General features: G+C 62.5%; 13 protein-coding genes. 3 read left to right on the forward strand and 10 right to left on the reverse strand.

Going from position 1 to position 17,019, the window contains the following annotated elements; all coding sequences use genetic code 11:
* Nucleotides 1-16 precede the first annotated feature (16 nt).
* The 7 genes from SH809_10175 to SH809_10205 all read right to left on the reverse strand — a co-directional run bounded on the left by SH809_10175 (nucleotide 17) and on the right by SH809_10205 (nucleotide 7,562).
* The gene (locus SH809_10175) at nucleotides 17-1,060 is read right to left on the reverse strand and encodes a lysylphosphatidylglycerol synthase transmembrane domain-containing protein (GenBank protein MDZ4700060.1); all 1,044 of its coding nucleotides are present in this window, start codon (nucleotides 1,058-1,060) and stop codon (nucleotides 17-19) included.
* A gap of 30 nt (nucleotides 1,061-1,090) precedes the next feature.
* A complete protein-coding gene (locus SH809_10180) occupies nucleotides 1,091-1,762 on the reverse strand; it encodes an outer membrane lipoprotein carrier protein LolA (GenBank protein MDZ4700061.1) in 672 nt (223 codons plus the stop codon).
* A 140-nt stretch (nucleotides 1,763-1,902) separates the two neighbouring features.
* A complete protein-coding gene (locus tag SH809_10185) occupies nucleotides 1,903-3,069 on the reverse strand; it encodes an aminotransferase class V-fold PLP-dependent enzyme (GenBank protein ID MDZ4700062.1) in 1,167 nt (388 codons plus the stop codon).
* 178 nt (nucleotides 3,070-3,247) lie between these two features.
* A complete protein-coding gene (locus SH809_10190; protein MDZ4700063.1) occupies nucleotides 3,248-4,018 on the reverse strand; it encodes a 3-ketoacyl-ACP reductase in 771 nt (256 codons plus the stop codon).
* The gene (locus SH809_10195) at nucleotides 4,015-5,178 is read right to left on the reverse strand and encodes a Gfo/Idh/MocA family oxidoreductase (GenBank protein ID MDZ4700064.1); all 1,164 of its coding nucleotides are present in this window, start codon (nucleotides 5,176-5,178) and stop codon (nucleotides 4,015-4,017) included. Before SH809_10195 ends, SH809_10190 begins: the two co-directional genes overlap by 4 nt.
* Before the next feature lie 47 nt (nucleotides 5,179-5,225).
* Nucleotides 5,226-6,032 carry a sugar phosphate isomerase/epimerase family protein gene (locus SH809_10200; GenBank protein MDZ4700065.1) on the reverse strand — a complete coding sequence of 269 codons (807 nt, stop codon included), beginning with the start codon at nucleotides 6,030-6,032 and terminating at the stop codon, nucleotides 5,226-5,228.
* 126 nt (nucleotides 6,033-6,158) lie between these two features.
* Nucleotides 6,159-7,562 carry a hypothetical protein gene (locus SH809_10205; protein ID MDZ4700066.1) on the reverse strand — a complete coding sequence of 468 codons (1,404 nt, stop codon included), beginning with the start codon at nucleotides 7,560-7,562 and terminating at the stop codon, nucleotides 6,159-6,161.
* A gap of 122 nt (nucleotides 7,563-7,684) precedes the next feature.
* On the opposite strand from SH809_10205, the gene SH809_10210 reads away from it, so the two are divergent.
* A complete protein-coding gene (locus tag SH809_10210) occupies nucleotides 7,685-10,738 on the forward strand; it encodes a PVC-type heme-binding CxxCH protein (protein MDZ4700067.1) in 3,054 nt (1,017 codons plus the stop codon).
* A gap of 177 nt (nucleotides 10,739-10,915) precedes the next feature.
* Here SH809_10210 and SH809_10215 read toward each other — a convergent pair whose 3' ends face one another.
* Nucleotides 10,916-11,569 carry a sugar transferase gene (locus SH809_10215; protein MDZ4700068.1) on the reverse strand — a complete coding sequence of 218 codons (654 nt, stop codon included), beginning with the start codon at nucleotides 11,567-11,569 and terminating at the stop codon, nucleotides 10,916-10,918.
* A 674-nt stretch (nucleotides 11,570-12,243) separates the two neighbouring features.
* Here SH809_10215 and SH809_10220 point away from each other — a divergent pair.
* Both SH809_10220 and SH809_10225 read left to right on the forward strand, forming a co-directional pair.
* Nucleotides 12,244-13,197 carry a hypothetical protein gene (locus SH809_10220; protein ID MDZ4700069.1) on the forward strand — a complete coding sequence of 318 codons (954 nt, stop codon included), beginning with the start codon at nucleotides 12,244-12,246 and terminating at the stop codon, nucleotides 13,195-13,197.
* A gap of 241 nt (nucleotides 13,198-13,438) precedes the next feature.
* Entirely contained in the window at nucleotides 13,439-14,359 is a 921-nt protein-coding gene (locus tag SH809_10225) for a TIM barrel protein (GenBank protein MDZ4700070.1), read from the forward strand.
* 150 nt (nucleotides 14,360-14,509) lie between these two features.
* Here the strand turns inward: SH809_10225 and SH809_10230 are convergent, their stop codons facing one another.
* Nucleotides 14,510-15,238: an SDR family oxidoreductase gene (locus SH809_10230; GenBank protein ID MDZ4700071.1), complete on the reverse strand. Its 729-nt coding sequence runs from the start codon at nucleotides 15,236-15,238 to the stop codon at nucleotides 14,510-14,512.
* A 72-nt stretch (nucleotides 15,239-15,310) separates the two neighbouring features.
* Complete coding sequence (gene xylB / locus SH809_10235) at nucleotides 15,311-16,810, reverse strand: xylulokinase (protein MDZ4700072.1); 1,500 nt, start codon at nucleotides 16,808-16,810, stop codon at nucleotides 15,311-15,313.
* Between the last annotated feature and the right edge of the window lie 209 nt (nucleotides 16,811-17,019).

Consider the following 17,019-nt stretch of genomic DNA (forward strand, 5'->3'; position numbering starts at 1 on the left):
GCGAGGAGATGGGAGCTTACAGCGCTTTCCTCGGAGATTCAACCGTATCCGTGCGAAGTACCTGCCAAGATACGCCCTGGAGCACCAGGGCGGCGGCTCCGAGTAGGGTGTACAAGACGAGCTGAATGCCGTGGGAGAGTACGGCGTAGACGACCGCGTCGGCGGCGTCGATTCCGAAAACGTGCATCAGGGCGAGCTTGATGATGTAGTGATACGAGCCTGTACCCCCTGGCGCCGGCACGGCGATGCCCAGCGAGCCGAAGACCATGATGGCGAACGCATCGACCAGGCCGAGATCGTAGCGGGCCGTCATATCCAGCATTAATAACGGGAGGTAAGCCATCATCACGTAGGCGCCCCACATCGCCACGGTGGTGGTTAGCATGATCATCCGTCGCGGCGAGCGGTGCAACGTGTACATCCCATCTCGAAACGAAAGAGCGGCCTTGCGGAGTCGGCGCATGAGGCGGTGGTCGCTCCGCCGCGCGGCGCGGATGGCGAGGATGATGGCGCCGAGGCCGAAGGTGGTTGCCAGTGCATAGCTGACGGCGGAGATTCGCCCAAGCGCACCCAGGAACGGACGCCACAAGCTTTCATCGAGGAAAGCCAGGTGGTCCAGATACAGTGCGAACGTGGCTACGAGCGCAAGCAAGAGCACCAGGCTATCCAGTAGCCGCTCGATCACGACCGTGCCGAGCACGCCACTGATCCGCAGGTTTTCCTGCCTGGCCAGGTTGGCCGAGCGCACCACCTCGCCGAGTCGCGGCGTGGCCAGGTTTACCAGATAGCCGATCAGCACGGACAGGAACGCGGTGCGGAAAGAGACCGTTGCCGTTGGCGCGGACGCGCCCTGTGGGGGAAGCGCTTCAATCAACATCTTCCACCGGTACGCCCGCAGGGCGTGGGCGAACACGATGACGGCTAAGAGCGGCAGAAGCCATACATACCGGGCCCGTGCGAGAGCGTCCCCCAAGTCGCCGAGAGCCACGCCGCGCAAGGCCAGATACAACAACACACCGCCAAGGAGCAGGCTGATACTGTACGACAGAAAGCGCTTCATGGGCGGAGTACACAACAAAGGCCAGGGAGCCTATTCGGCGCGAAGGTCGATGACCTCGACGCCATCGGGCGGCTCGAAGGTGAAGGGATCGCCGGCGAGGGGTGGATCGAACTCGAGGTGCTCGAGGCCAAAGTCCAACTCGGCCTCGTTCATGTCCAGCACGCGGAGCCGCGTGATCACGCTGTCTGTATCTCGCATCCAGAGCGTGACCTCCCGGAAAAACGATTCCTCCGCGAGCGGCCGAAGCGTGAGCACCTGGTGTCGAACGCCGTCCAGGTACTTCAGATTCGTCTCGAGGATTTCGTAATGCGTGTCGAAGGCGAACAGGAAGTCGCTCAGCGAAAAGGTCGAGGGATCGTCCACATAATAATGGACCAGTACCTGGTTCTCGTATCGGTTGTAGATCCAGGTCGTCTCGCCGTTCGTGACGAGGGTCTGCCCGTCGGTATCGACCCGGTACCGGTCGCCCAGGAGTACGATCGTTCCTTCCACACCCGGCAGGCGCTCGCCATCGGGGGACGTGAGTTGCTGGCTGAAGTCCGCCCGGATCGCCACGTCATCCCGGTATGTTGCTTTGAGCCGGCCGAGCATCTCTTCGGGCGATTGGGCGTGGAGCAGTGGCAGACTCAGTAGGGAGTGCACTAAATATAGTACAGCGTAGGCAGCGAGATGGACGTTGGTGCGGCGGTGGAGACGCTTCATAGAGGGTCTGCCCGGATGGCCGGACATCGTTTCTGGTGTAAAAAACGGCCCTGGTAGAGGTGCCGGACGCCAGATGGCGGCTCCAGCGCCCGATGGGCCGCGTGTGTTGAACAGGATCGTCCAAGGACCGTGCCCCGCGTTTACGGCTGCCCGGCGAAGAATGCCTCCAGGGCGTCGGTGAACGCGGCGACGTCGCGCTCGTCGTTATACACATGAGGCGAGATCCGGATCGCGGTGCCTCGTTCGGATACACTGATGGCATGCTCGCGTAGGAGCGTGGCGAGGCCGTTGATGGGTCGATCCGATGGGATCCGAAGCCCGAACAGGTGATGCGCGCGGCAGTCCGCATCGTCCACGAATCCCCCCAATTCCCGAGCCCGCTCGATGAACGGCGCCATTAAGTCCGCGGTATACAGCTGGATGGCCGGCGGCCCCCAGTCCAGGACGCGATCGAGCGCGGCCAGCAGCATGGGCAGGAGGATGAAATTCGATCGTTCACCGACATCGAACCGCAACGCGCCGGGCTGGTAGGTGTCGCTATACCGCACCAGTCCGCCAAACTGCTCGCTCCCGGCGCGGCCGATCCAGTTTTCTTCAAGCGGAACGCCGTCGTCGAACCGCGGCCCGAAATAAGCGAGGCCGGTGCTATAAGGTCCCATTAGCCACTTATAACCGGCGCAGATGACGGCATCTGGCTGGATGCGAGCGACATCGATCGGGAGGGCGCCAATCGACTGCGTCCCGTCGATGACCAGGGCTGCCCCGATGTCGCGGCAACGCCGGCCGATCGCATCTAGATCGAACAGCGTTCCATCAGCCCAGTGTACGTGCGGCATTGCCACGATCGCCGTTCCTGGGACGATAGCCTCGAGCACGCGCTCGTTCCACCGCCGGCCCCGCCCCGGCGCCACGGGTGGCGCCTCGACGGTGTGGATGACCGCGCGACGCTCGTTCGCCAACCGACGCCAACTGTAGATGTTACTGGGAAACTGCTCCTCCAGTACAACGATACGCTCGCCGGCGCTAACGGGAAGATTACGCGCCGCCGTCGCGATGCCATAGGAGGCCGAACCCACGATGGCGATCCGATGCGGATCCGACGCTCCGATCAAACCGGCGAACCGCTCGCGCACGGCGCGTGCAGGCTCAAAAAAATCCGCCGGCGCGATGTGATACGGCGCTCGTTTCTGCCGCATCCCAACGATACCGGCCTCCTCTACCTCGCGCAACAGGGGCGACATATAGGCGCAGTTGAAATAGTGGCTGTCTTCGGGGAGGGAGAAGAGGGATTTCTGGCAAGAAAGCATGGGAAAGGCAAAAGGGGAAAGTGAAAAGTGAAAAGTAAAAAGTGAAAAGTAAAAAGTGAATAGAAGACCTGTCATGCTGCTGTCATCCTGAACGCAGTGAGGGATCTTCGAGCGGCAGGCGGTGAAGGACTGGTAGGATGTATCAGTTCAACGCAAGAACGTTCAACGCGTAAACGTTCTACAAACGCGGGAGGGTCAACCCCCCGTCTAGGGTGATGGCCTGGCCGCTGGCGTAGGGTAGATCGCCTCGGACGAGCATGGCCGCGGCCTTGCCGATGTCCCCGGGGGTGCCCCAGCGGGGTTCGAGGAGCAGACCCTGTTCGATGAGAGTGTCGTATTTCGAGGCGACGCTGGCGGTCATGTCGGTCTGGATGAGGCCGGGGCGCAGTTCGTACACGGGGATGCCGTGCGGGGCGAGGGCGACGGCCCAGAGCTGTGTGGCCATGGCGAGGCCGGCTTTGGAGACGCAGTATTCGCCCCGGTTGATCGAGGCGACGGTAGCGGAGATCGAGTTGATGGTGACGATGCAGCCCCGCCAGGAGGAATCTTCGGCCTTCTGAGAGATCATCCAGCGCGCCGCGGCCTGTGTCAGGAAATACGGGCCCTGAAGGTTGACCCGCAACACCTCCTCGAAGCTCTCCTCGGTGGCGTCGAGCAGGGCGTTGCGGGCGCGGGGCGCCATGCCGGCGTTATTGACCAGCACATGCAGGCCGCCGAAGGTGTCCCGGGTGCGGTCCAGCAACGAGGCGCGATCGGCGGGGTTGGCGATGTCGGCCACCTGGTACGCGGCGCGGACGCCGGTCGCGCCCAGGTCGGTGAGTACGTCGATGACCTCGATGGCGGGTCGGCGGCCACACAGCATGAGGTCGTATCCCTCCGCCGCCAGGGCCCGGGCAATGCCGAGTCCGATGCCGCGGGTGCCGCCGGTGATCAGGGCTACACGGTTCATGCGAGGTCCCTCTCCAGGTCGGGCACAGTCACCCATGCGCGTTTTTTCCAGGATTCGATGGCCTTTTCGGCCAACTGGACGCCTTTCGCACCCTCGAGTAGGTCCAGCCGGTAGGGCGAGTCGGTGACGACGTGCCGCAGGAATAGCTCCCACTGCGCGCGGAAGGCGTTCGGGTACGGCTTGTGGTCCGGCACCGGCGTCCAGCCGGTGTAGAAGTTGATCGGATTCGGGATATCTGGATTCCAGACATGCCGAGGCGTGGCGCCGTAGGGCTGGAGCCAGCATTGCTGCAGGCCGGCGACGGCCGAGCCCTTCGTGCCATCCACCTGGATCGTCAGCAGGTCGTCGCGCCGGGGGCGGGTGCACCAGGACGAGTTGAAGTGGGCGATGATGTTGCCGGCAAGCTCGAACGTCGCGTACGCGGCGTCGTCCGATGTGGCCGCGTAGGGTTGGCCGTCTTCGTCCCACCGCCGGTCGATGTGGGTGGCACCGAGGCAGGAAACGGATTGAACGGCGCCGAACAGGTTATCGAGCACATACCGCCAGTGGCAGAGCATATCCACCAGAATCCCGCCGCCATCCTCCGCGCGGTAGTTCCACGAAGGCCGTTGGGGCGGGACGATATCCCCCTCGAACACCCAGTAGCCGAACTCGCCGCGCACGCTCAATATCCTCCCGAAAAACCCGCTGTCGATGAGTGTCTTGAGCTTCACCAGGCCCGGGAGGTACAGTTTGTCCTGGACGACGCCGTGTTTCACGCCGGCCTGTTTCGCGTAGAGGTACAGGTCGTACGCCTCGCGCGCGGTCATCGCCGTGGGCTTTTCGCAGTAAATGTGTTTCCCGGCGGCAATGGCCAGCCGCACGGCCTCGACGCGGCGCGTGGTGGTCTGGGCGTCGAAGTAGACACTGTACGCCGGGTCGGCCAGGGCGCTAACGAGGTCGGTGCTCCAGCGGTCGATGCCGGCCTGATGGGCGAGGCGTTCCAGCTTGACGCTATTGCGGCCGATGAGGAGCGGTTCGGGGAAGATGACTTCCGTTTCGCTGATCGGAATGCCGCCCTCCTTACGGATGGCCACAAGAGAGCGCATCAGGTGCTGGTTGGTCCCCATGCGCCCCGTGACGCCGTTCATGATGATGCCGACTTTATGGATCGATACCATATTTTGACCAGTAAAAATTACAGGTTGGAAATTAAAGTGAACGGTCGTCACACGTGGTGTTTGTAGGCATCCACGATGCGGTCTAGAAACACATGCTGGTCCATCGCCCAGTATTCGGTGGAGAAGATCTCGACTTCGATGAACCCGGCGAAGCCGGCCTTTTCCACCAATCGACGGATCTGTCGGATGGGAATGCAGCCCTCGCCCATGAGGCCCCGGTCGTTGAGCAGGTCTCGGGTGGGCGAGCGCCAGTCGCATACGTGGAAGGCGAGGATACGGTCCCCGCAGCGGGCGATTTCGGCGGCGAGGGCGGGGTCCCACCAGACGTGGTAAACATCGACCGCCACACCCAGGTGATCGTCCGCGACGGCCTCCACCAGGCCGTTCGCCTGGCCCAGTGTGACGATGGCCGAGCGGGTATCGGCGTACATCGGATGGAGCGGTTCAATAGCCAGTTTCACCCCGCGCTCCCTGGCGTGCGGCAGTACCGCCTCGATGCCGGCCCGGATCTGCCGGCGCGACTCCTCCAGTGACTGGCCGACGGCGGCGCCGCATACGAGAACAACAAGCGGCGCGCCGAGCGCCGCGGCTTCGTCGATCACGCGCTTGTTTTCGTCGATGGCCGCCGCGCGGCCTTCGGCTTCAAGCGCCGCGAAAAAGCCCCCGCGGACATACGATACGATCGTCAGGCCGGCCTCGCGGATCCGCCGGCCGGTGTCGGGAATCGACCGACCATCCAGGGCGTCGCGCCAGACGGAAATGCCTCCAATGCCGGCCGCCGCATAGGCGTCGATGGCCGTCTCGATGGGCCAGGGCTTTGTGGTGATGGTGTGGAGGCAGAGACGGGAGGACATTGCAAAAGGCAAAACGCAAAATGCAAAAGGTAAAAAGGCAAGAGCAGTTCTTCTGTAGGTGTTGCCGATGCCTCGTTATTGAGAGGCCCCTCCCCGCGTCGAGGAGGGGCGAATCTCGGCGGCGATTTATCGACGCGGGGATGGGGAGGAGTCGAAGATTGAATAAAACGTCAGGTACGGCTTATTCTCGGCGAGGCGCTGGATGTAGAGGGCGAGTTCGCGGAGGTGGTAATCGCCCCACATACACGATTCGCCGCGCGGGACGCGGTCCGCGTCCGGGGCGTGGTCCCATCCGTTCGGGCGGTGGTATACGGCGTGGAGGAGCAGGCCTTCGTGGTTTGGGTCTTCGCTGAGATAGGGGGCGCCGAGGAGGGTTTTTGCGGTGGTGAGGCCGGCATTCAGGTACGTATCGCCGCTGCCGGCGGCCCTCCCGTTCAGGTAGGCGCCGAGGCGCAGTAGACCCTGCGCCGTGATGGCGGCGGCGGAGCTGTCGACGGGTTCGTGGGGATTAAACGGGTCGGCCCGACGGTCGAGGTAGTCGCCCATCCGGGCCAGTCCAGGGGCGCCGGTATCCCAGTACGGCACCCCGCAGGTGGGGGTCTGCGCGAGGTAGAAATCGGCCGTGGTTTTTGCCGTGCGGAGCAGGAGGGCTTCCACCTCGGCGCGCCCGCCGAACGACGTGAATGCCGCGTCGGGCAGGGTCGCGAAATACTCAAGCTGCTCTGCGTAGCCACAGACGATCCACGCGAGGCCGCGCGTCCAAGTGGAGAACGGCGTGTAACCCTGTTGGGTGCTCGGGCAGCGGTACCGGCGGTCGTTGAGGTTGAAGATGCTCTCGTGGACGACGCGGCCGGCGATGTCATACGCGTCCCGCCCTTCGCCGAAGTAAACGTTGTAGCGCGACGTGCTCCGCAGGTGGTCGATTGTCCTGCCCAGGAGCGAGATGCGAGCGTCATTTTCGCCCATGAGCGCGTGGCCGAGGCGGTCGGCGAGGACGAGCGCGCGCAGGGAGCGGACGGTGTCCGAGAACAGCGAGTGGGGGCCGTTGAACGAATAGATATAGCCGCCCGTCTCAGGGAGGGCCGTCCACCGCGCGGCCTGGACAGCGCCGGAGCACTTCAGCGCCAGCTCATAAAAACGCCGCTCCCAGGCATCTTCCGGGAGCCGGCCTTCGGCCATGAGGCGGAGGAGGTTGCCGTAGGTGCTGACGTTGTTGAATCCGTGGTCGTGGACGCCTACGTGGGATACGTGGGAGGCCATGAAATCGACCGTTTGTTGCCGGCCCAGCTCAAGGTAGCGATCTTCGCCCGTGGCGTCGAACTGAAGGATGGCGGCGCCGAACTGGAAGCCCTGCGTCCATTCCGTCCACCCCCTTGCGGTGTACTTTCCCTCGATGGTAAATACCGGGGCGCCGCGGGTGATGTCGAACGAGGCGGCGAGGCGGTCGATTTTGTGGGCGCTGAGATCCCACAGGTGGTGGATGGCGGGCAGGAGGGCAGCCGGCGTGAGGGTGGCGTCGGAATGAATCACGGTGCGCGGGAGAGTGGATAGAAAGCGGCTAATCTACAAGAATCGGCGCGAATATACGCAGGATTGCCAGATCTTCCGTACGTTCCGCTCTCGCCTTGCCCGAAACCTCATCGAAGAACCGCATGCGCTCCGCCGTAATAGTATCCGTTATTGCAAGTGGATATATCCTGATCGGCTGCCAGAAGCCTCCTGTCGTCAACGAATACGGCCTTGTGCCGGGCGTGGTGGGGGAGGCCTTGAGCCCGGGTCAGCTGCGGGAGATCGAACATGCGCTGGATGGCCTGGAGGTAGCTCCGGGGCTAGAGGCGACGCTGTTTGCGGCGGAGCCGATGCTGGCGAACCCGACGAACATCGACATCGATGCCCGGGGCAGGGTGTGGGTTACCGAAGGCATCAACTACCGACCCCAGCTCAACCCGCAGAATCCCGTTCGCGGGGAAAGCGAACGCATTCTCATCCTCGAGGACACGGACGGCGACGGCGCGGCCGATCTGCGCAAGGTGTTTTACGAGGGTACCGACATCAACGCAGCGCTTGGGATCGCCGTTTTTGGAAACCGGGTGTTCGTTTCCGTCAGTCCAAACATATTCGTGTTCGTGGATGAGGATGGGGACGATGTGGCAGATCGGAAGGAGGTGTTGTTCACGGGCATCAAGGGCGTTCAGCACGACCATGGCGCGCATGCCTTTACGTTTGGGCCGGACGGCCGGCTGTATTTCAACTTCGGCAACGAAGGCAAGCAACTGCTCGACGCCGACAGCGTCCAGGTGGTCGATGCCTCGGGCGAGGAGGTGAAAGAAGACGGCCAGCCGTATCGGCAAGGCATGGTGTTTCGGATGAATCCAGACGGGACCGACTTCGAGGTGCTGGGGCACAACTTCCGCAACAACTACGAGGTCGCGGTGGATGCGTTTGGCACGCTGTGGCAATCGGACAACGACGACGACGGCAACCGCGCCACCCGCATCAACTTCGTGATGGAGTATGGCAATTATGGGTTTCGGGACGAGATGACCGGGGCCGACTGGCGCCAGCGGCGCACGGGATGGGAAGAGGAGATTCCGCAGCGGCACTGGCACCTGAACGACCCCGGCGTGGTGCCCAACCTGCTTCAGACGGGGGCCGGCTCGCCAACGGGGATCGCCATCTACGAGGGCCGACTCCTTCCGGAAGTGTACTGGGATCAGATGATCCACACAGATGCCGGCCCAAACGTCGTCCGCTCGTATCCGGTCAGCAAAACGGGTGCGGGGTACAAGGCCGAAATCGTCAACATCCTGAAGGGGACGCACGACCAGTGGTTTCGGCCGTCGGACGTGGCGGTGGCGCCGGACGGATCGCTGATCGTGTCCGACTGGTACGACCCCGGCGTTGGCGGGCACCACGTGGGCGACCTGGCGCAGGGCCGGCTCTACCGGATCGCCCCGCCCCGCACGCCCTACACGGTCCCGACCCACGATCTATCCTTACCAGAAACAGCCGTTATTGCATTAAGAAGCCCTAACGTGGCCACTCGGTATCTGGCGTGGACAGCCCTCAATGTAATGGGAGCCACGGCGGAGACGGCGCTGGATGAGCTGCTCGACGATCCGAATCCGCGCATGCAGGCGAGGGCATTGTGGTTATTGGGACAGATCGAGGGGCGCGGAGCGTCGACGGTGGAGATGGCGCTTGCGGACGAAAACGAGGATATCCGCATCGCCGGCCTCCGTCTGGCCCGGCAACTCGACCTCGACCTTATTCCGTATATCCAGCAGGGTGCAGACGATCCCTCACCCCAGGTGCGGCGGGAGGCGGCCATCGCGCTGCGCCACAACGACTCGCCGGAAGCACCGGCGCTCTGGGCGCGGTTGGCCGCGCAGCACGACGGCGTGGATCGATGGTATCTCGAGGCGCTCGGTATTGCAGCCGACCGCCAGTGGGACGCGTTTTTTGCGGCGTGGCAGGAGCAAAATCGGGAAGATTGGGACACGCCCGCCGGCCGCGACATCGTCTGGCGCGCCCGCGCCGAAGCGGCGCTGCCGTTGTTGACTGAGTTAATCCTGTCCCCGACCACCACCGACACGGAGCGGCTGCGCTACTTCCGCGCGCTCGATTTCCACCCCGCGAGTCCGGCGAAAGCGGCCTTGCTGGGCGGTTTACTCGCCGCCGACCACCCGAGAGAGCTCGACATCCGGGTGTTGAGCCTGCAGCATCTGGCCGGCAGCGACGCCATGGAAACCCCCGCCACCCGCGACGCGATCTATTCGACCCTGGACGACGTCCGCGGCACCCGCGCCTTCCTCGACCTGGTGGACCGATTCGAGCTTGCCGATCAGGGAGAAGCCCTTTTTACGATGGCCCTTGCCGACCCCGCAGGCGACCTCGGCAAGGATGCCGGCCGCATTCTGCTTGATCTGGACGGTCGTGAACGAATCGCCGCCGCGGTAGCCGCGGCCTCCACGGAGGAAAGCACCGCGATCATTTCGCTGCTCGACGGAGTCGAGTCCAACGGCTCTCGCGGCACGCTCGAGTCCCTTTTCCGAGACCCCTCCTTGCCGCTCGAAGTGCGCCGGCGGGCCCTTGAGGCGTTTGGCCCCGGCTGGCAGGGTGAAAACCGGGTACTGACGCTGCTCAAGGAAGGCGTCATGCCGGAGGAGCTCTCCGCCACGGCTTCGAGTATCCTGTTCGCCTCGACGGATAGCCGGCGCCGCGGGCAGGCCGAGCAGTATTTTGAGCCCCCCTCCGGCATGACGGGTGAAGCGCTGCCGGCCATCGAAGCGCTCGTGACGATGCAAGGCAACCCGAAGGAGGGGGCGGTCGTGTTCGCACAATTCTGCAGCACGTGCCATGTCGTCCAGGGCCACGGGGTCGACTTTGGGCCCGCGCTTACCGAAATCGGCAACAAACTGACCCCGGAAGCGCTCTATACCGCCATCCTCTACCCCGACGCCGGCATCGGCTTTGGCTACGAAGGCTACGTTTTGAAACTGAAGGACGGCAGCGAGGCCGTCGGCTACATCCTCAACCAGTCCGGCGACGAAATCCGCCTCCGCGAAGCCGGCGGGCGGACCAACAGCTACTCGGTGTCCGATGTGGCAAGTAAAGAGATGCTGGGCCAGTCGCTCATGCCGGCGCTCGGCCGCTCGCTACGTCAGGAAGAACTGGTGGATCTGGTGGCATACCTGAAGGATTAGCGATTAAACGATTAGCGATTAAACGAATAGCGATTAAACGATTAGCGATTAAACGAATAGCGATTAAACGATTAGCGATTAAACGATTAGCGATTAAACGAATAGCGAATAGCGATGGGGGGGTGCACTACATCCCTCTACATCGCTATTCGCTAATCACGAATCACGAATCGCCAATCAGTACGCTCCTTGCCGGGTGAGGACGACTGTTGCGGTGCGGACGAGGATCTGGAGGTCCAGCATCATCGACCAGTTGCGGACGTAGTACGGATCCCACTGCTTCATCCCGTCCAATCCGCTGTCGCTGCGGCCGGAAACCTGCCAGAGGCCCGTGATGCCTGGCTTCACAACGTTGCGCAGTTCGCGGACTTCCGTCGGCAGCGCGTTGTGGTGGTACGCCGGCAGCGGGCGCGGGCCGACCATCACCATGTCTCCGATGAGCACGTTCACCAGCTGCGGCAGCTCGTCGAGGCTCGTACGGCGCAGGATATTGCCGATCTTCGTGATGCGGGGGTCCTTGCGGAGCTTGAAGAACATTTCCCACTCCTGACGCAGCACTTCGTCTTTGGCGAGGGCCTGCTTGAGGGCTTCCTCGGCGTTGACGACCATCGTCCGGAACTTGAAGGTGCGGAAGATGCGGCCGTCCTTGCCGAGGCGCTCCTGCAGAAACAGCGGGTTTTTGCCGTCTTCCAGGAGGATGGCGAGGTAGATCACGGCGCAGACCGGAAGCCAGAACGGCATCGTGACGAGCACGATGAGAATGTCGATGAGCTGCTTGGCGGCCTGCTTGGCTTTCGAAGGGCGGACGGTGACGAGTTCGGCGGTAGACATGATCGGGGGGGAGCTTCGGGGGGGTGTGCCTGAGTGACGTAAGAAAAATACCCCAATCCCCGGCCGCGCCGGTGCGCCTGCCGCATCGCCCGTCATACGCAATTATGCATCATCACACATGATCTCAGGCTATCGCGTGTGGTCCATTGGAGTAGCGTGAAGCGCCATGTGGCGCATTGGGTGTGAGTATGCTTACCGATCCCGGGATAGGGCCAGTACGATCAGGGAAGCAACGGCTTGAAGAACATTCAAACGTGGGCGTTTTTTAGCTTGACTTCAAAAATGACGCAAATACGTTATTGCAGTTACCATAACATGTTATGTAGGTTGCGCATAACATGTATGTCAAGCAGGCCAAAGTGTGGCTTTGAATGGGAAGGTATTCCCCAAATGTCGCCATTTTGTCATTTCCATGTGCGCAAGTGTCATGATTCCATGATCCATCTCCTCCGGGTGGTGAACGAGAAGAGAATGCCTGTCGGCGTATGTGCTCTGTCCCTGTGGCGGCCGGCTTTTGCTGACCGCCAGTACATTTCAACCTGAGGAATACGATGAAACCACGTGTCTGGCTGTCGGCACTGACAGCCCTCCTAGTGCTAGGGATGGCGGCATGCGATGCCTCGTCCCCTGATGATTCACTTCAAATTAGAGGACCAGAAAACGTTTCAGCCGATGTGCAACCCGATCCGCCGGCAGGTGATGTGCTGCCTGTCATCACCGTGGATGGGGTGATGTTCTGCGGCACGACGCATACCGTGGATCTCTGGGCCGGCCAGTTTGAGGATGTCGGCAGCGTAACGATCTATAATGACGGGAGCAACCTCTACGTCACGGTCTATTCCGAGGCCGGCTATCAGGCGGGCGAGGAGCAACTCAAGATGTGGGTGGGCGGTGATCTCGCGAACATGCCAAGGAACGGGCCCGGCAACCCGCAATTTGGGCAGTTTCCCTACAAGATCACGACGGACGGCGGAACCACGTACACCTTCACTATTCCGCTTGACGACCTGAGCCTGGTCAACGCCTGTGGAGACCTGATCTATGTCGTGGTCCACGCGGATGTGACGACACCGGGGGGTGGAAGTGAAACGGCTTTCGGTGGCGATACGGGCGGTGATACGGGTGAACGCTGGTGGTACTACACCACCTATACCATTCAGTGCTGCGATACGCCGCCGCCGTTTGACCAGAGCGAAACGGCCTTTGCGAAAGGAGGCTATGTCTGGACCACCGCCAAGAAATCGAATCCAGAAAACCTACCTTCGCTTAACCTCATCAAGAACCGATGGGGATGGGCCATCAATCTGAATGGCGACGGTACGACGACCTACGAAATCTGGGCAGGCGCCGGCCTGAATCTTACCTCGAATGGTACGCTCGTAGGATCGCTCAGCGTTGAGGTGATTGGCTCGTCGGTCACCGTTTCGTATACCATGACGCCGGGGTATGCGATGCAGGAAGCACACATTTACGTTGGTGACCTGAGCCCGACAACCACTGCTCCGGGCCAGTATGGCCACACGGTCTATTTCGACCCGCTGGCCTCGTCCTACAGCTACACCTTCGACGCGACCGATACGAACGGGGATGGCATCTGGGTGATCGCTCATGCGGTTGTGAACTGGTAAGAACTCCCGTTCTGGACTGCAAACGAACTACGGAAAGCTCCCTTCGGCAACGGAGGGAGCTTTCTCACATTGTACCACGGGGGAAGTGATGAATGGGTCTGGATCGAAATCCAAACCATCACCGCGTAATTCCAGTTCTCAGCCGGGGAATGCATGAGTGGCAGTGGAAATAGTGGCCGGCGACGCGTTATGTTGAGGTCAGTTTCTCATCAGGCAGTTGAAAACGTATCGGACGCGTCCCATGAATCGTCGCACCTTTCTCGCCCAAACCACCGCTCTAGCCGCCCTCGCTCCGCTCATGCCCGTATCCACACATTCCATCAAGCCGTCTTTTTCGATCTCGCTGGCCGAATGGTCGCTCCATCGCACCCTCTTTTCGGGTGCGCTGCAGCCGTTGGACTTCCCCGTGGTGGCCAGGCGCACCTATGGCATCGACGCCGTTGAATACGTCAACCAGTTTTTCCTGGTGTCGGAGCTGTTTGTGGCCGAATTAAAACGGCGGGCCGACGGTGAGGGGGTAAAAAATCTGCTAATCATGGTGGACGACGCCGGCCGGCTTGGCGATGCCAATCCAGCCCTCCGCCAGGACGCCATCAACCGACATCGGCCCTGGCTGGACATCGCCGCCGCGCTCGGCTGTCACTCTATCCGCATCAACGCCCGCAGCGAGGGCTCGGCGGAGGAGCAGACGAAGTTGATGGCCGACGGCCTACAGCGTCTGGGCGATGAGGCCGCCACGCGAGGGCTCAACGTCATCGTCGAAAACCACGGCGGTTTCTCAAGCCAGGGCGCCTGGGTGGCCAATCTCATGCGAACGCTCAACCACGCCAACGTGGGCACCCTGCCCGATTTTGGCAACTGGTATCCGGCGGACGAATACGGCGGCCCGACGCCGGCGGGCAAGGCTGGCCCGTATTACGACCGGTACCAGGGGGTCGATGAGACGATGCCTTTCGCCCGCGGACTCAGCGCCAAGTCGTACGCCTTCGACGCGCAGGGCAATGAAACCAGCACGGACTTTGGGCGCATGATGGCAATCGCCGTGAAACACGGATTTTCAGGCCACGTCGGGATCGAATACGAGGGATCGGCCCACAGCGAACACGACGGCATCCTGGCTACGAAACAGCTGCTGGAGGGCGTCAGGGCCTCGATGGGGTAATCCAGGAGCGCTTGTTGCGACAGGCATCAGAGCAGTAGCGCACCTCCTCCCACACCCGCTCCCACTTTTTTCGCCAGGTAAACGAGCGGTTGCAGACGGCGCATGCCTTTTTCTGGAGGTCCCATTTGTTCGGTTTTCGGGGCATAGGACTCAGTTTTTTGTCCTCAACGTAGACCGTCCTCCATCGACCCCCATGATCTGCCCCGTTATCCAGCCGGCTTCTGGGGATACGAGAAAGGCGGCAAGGTTGGCGACATCCTCGGCGTCGCCCAGGCGCTGGAGAGGGTGTAATTCCGCGATAGCCGCGGCCATCTTTTCGTTGCCCAGCATGCCGGCAGCCAGCGGGGTGCGGGTAAGCGACGGGGCGATCGCGTTGACGCGGATCTTCGGGGCGAGCTCGGCGGCGAGGGAAAGGGTGAGTCCGTTCACGGCGCCTTTCGCCATGCCCATCGAGGTGTGAAATGAAAATCCCTGCGAGGCCGCTACGGTGGAAAAGAGGACGACCGAGGCCGGCGACTCCGATTGTTTGAGTGCCGGCACGGCCGCCTGGACGGCCAGCGCCGCTCCGAGGGCATTGACCTGGAAATCCTTCATGAAATCTGACTCCGTCATCCGCCCGAAGCTGCGCAGATTAATCGTGCCCACGGCGTAAACCAGGCCCGCCCACGGCCCCGGGGCGTCGCTGGAAACACGGCCGAACACGGTATGGTCCGTCACATCCCCGGCCGTATAGGTGGCGCCGAGTTCTTCGGCTACAGCCACCAGCCGGTTTTCGTCACGCCCGACAAGATGGAGCGGGTACCCCCGTGCGTGGAGGAGCCGGGCCGTAGCCGAGCCGATGCCGCCAGAGCCGCCGTAGATGATATAGGGTGCGGACATGATGTTGGGCCAATCTGTGTGGGAGGTTGCCGAGAGTAACTGCCAACGATAACCTCCATTACCCGAGAGTGCCTATTCGCTCCGCCCCAACGCATCGTTCACTCCTTTCAGGGCCGGGTAGAGGGCTTTGTAGAGTTCGTAGAACCGCGCGTACGTCGCCACGGCGTCGGGCCGGCACGGGGTGCTTCCTGTAACCCGGATACACGCTTTGGCTGCCGCGTCTACATCCGGCCAGGCGCCCACGCCCACGCCGGCCAGCAGCGCCGCGCCGTAGGCGGCGCCCTCGGTCGTGTTCACCGTCGCCAGCTCCGCCCCGAGAATGTCGGCCAGGATCTGGCGCCAGACGGGGCTTTTCGCGCCTCCGCCCGAGATCCGCACCTGGCGCGCCGCGGGGAGTCCGGACGACCGCAGTAACTCGAAACTGTCCTTCAACCCGAAGCCCACGCCTTCCAGCACGGCGCGGGTGAGGTGGTCGCGGGTGTGCCGGACCGTCAACCCTACGAAGGCGCCACGTGCGTAGGGATCCGGATGGGGCGTGCGTTCCCCGGTGAGGTAGGGGAGGAAGAGCAGCCCGTCGCTGCCGGCGGGAATGTCCGCCGTAGCATGTACCAGGTCCTCGAACTCGACCCCGGGTGCGATCGTGTCCCGATGCCAGCGGAGGCTGCCGGCAGCGGATAACATCACCCCCATCATATGCCAGCGCCCCGGCACGGCGTGGCAAAAACCATGGAGCCGCCCCTCGGGCTCGATGGCCGGCTGGTTAGCACTGGCGAACACGACACCCGAAGTGCCGAGCGTCAGGGCGACGATCCCTTCTTCCACGGCGCCGACCCCGACGCCCTGCGCCGCCTGATCCCCCCCGCCGCCCACAACGGGGATGCCGGCCGGGATGCCGAGCAAGGCCGCGGCCTCGACCGAAACCCGGCCCGTGATTTCAGGCCCCTCGTGGGTATCCGGTAACCACGCACGGGGGATGTCGAGCGCGGCGAGGACCTCATCCGACCAGTCGCGCTTTCGGATATCCAGCAGCAGGGTGCCGGCCGCGCCGGCGCGGTCGGTGGCGTAGTCGCCCGTGAGGCGGAAGCGAACGTAATCCTTCGGCAGGAGCACGTGCCTGATCCGGGCGTAGTTCTCGGGTTCGTGGTTGCGGACCCAGAGGATTTTGGGGGCCGTGAACCCGGTGAGGGCATCGTTGCCGGTGAGCTGGATGAGCCGGCTCCGCCCGACACGGGTTCGGATTTCGTCGCACTCGGCCCCGGTACGCTGGTCGTTCCAGAGCAACGCCGGCCGGATGACCTCGCCTTTTGCATCCAGCAGCACCAGACCGTGCATCTGGCCGGTGAGACCGATGCCGGCGATGTCTGCTGGATGCACTCCTGTCTTCGAGATCACGGCCCGCACACTCTCTACGGTGCCTTTCCACCAGAAATGGGGATCTTGTTCGCTCCACAGAGGCCGGGGAGTGTCGTACGGGTATTCGGAAGAGGCCACGCCGGCGACGACGCCGACGTCGTCCATGATCAGCGCTTTTGTGGCGGTGGTGGAACTGTCGATTCCGATGAAGTAGGACATGGGGGAGTGGAACGTGAATGTACAGGCGGTCCAATATATTGTGCCTGTTTATCTAATGCGATTCAATACGTCGATCAATCTCGACTGACCCTACGGAAACCATGCCCTTGCCGCGCAAAAATTCTGAAATCCCCCTCGAAACTAAAGCAGACACGCTCCGTTTTTAGCCGCGCGCTCACCCAGTACGTTCCAACCCAAAAGCGGGGGAA

It is taken from the genome of Rhodothermales bacterium (assembly GCA_034439735.1).
Lineage (GTDB): Bacteria > Bacteroidota > Rhodothermia > Rhodothermales > JAHQVL01 > JAWKNW01.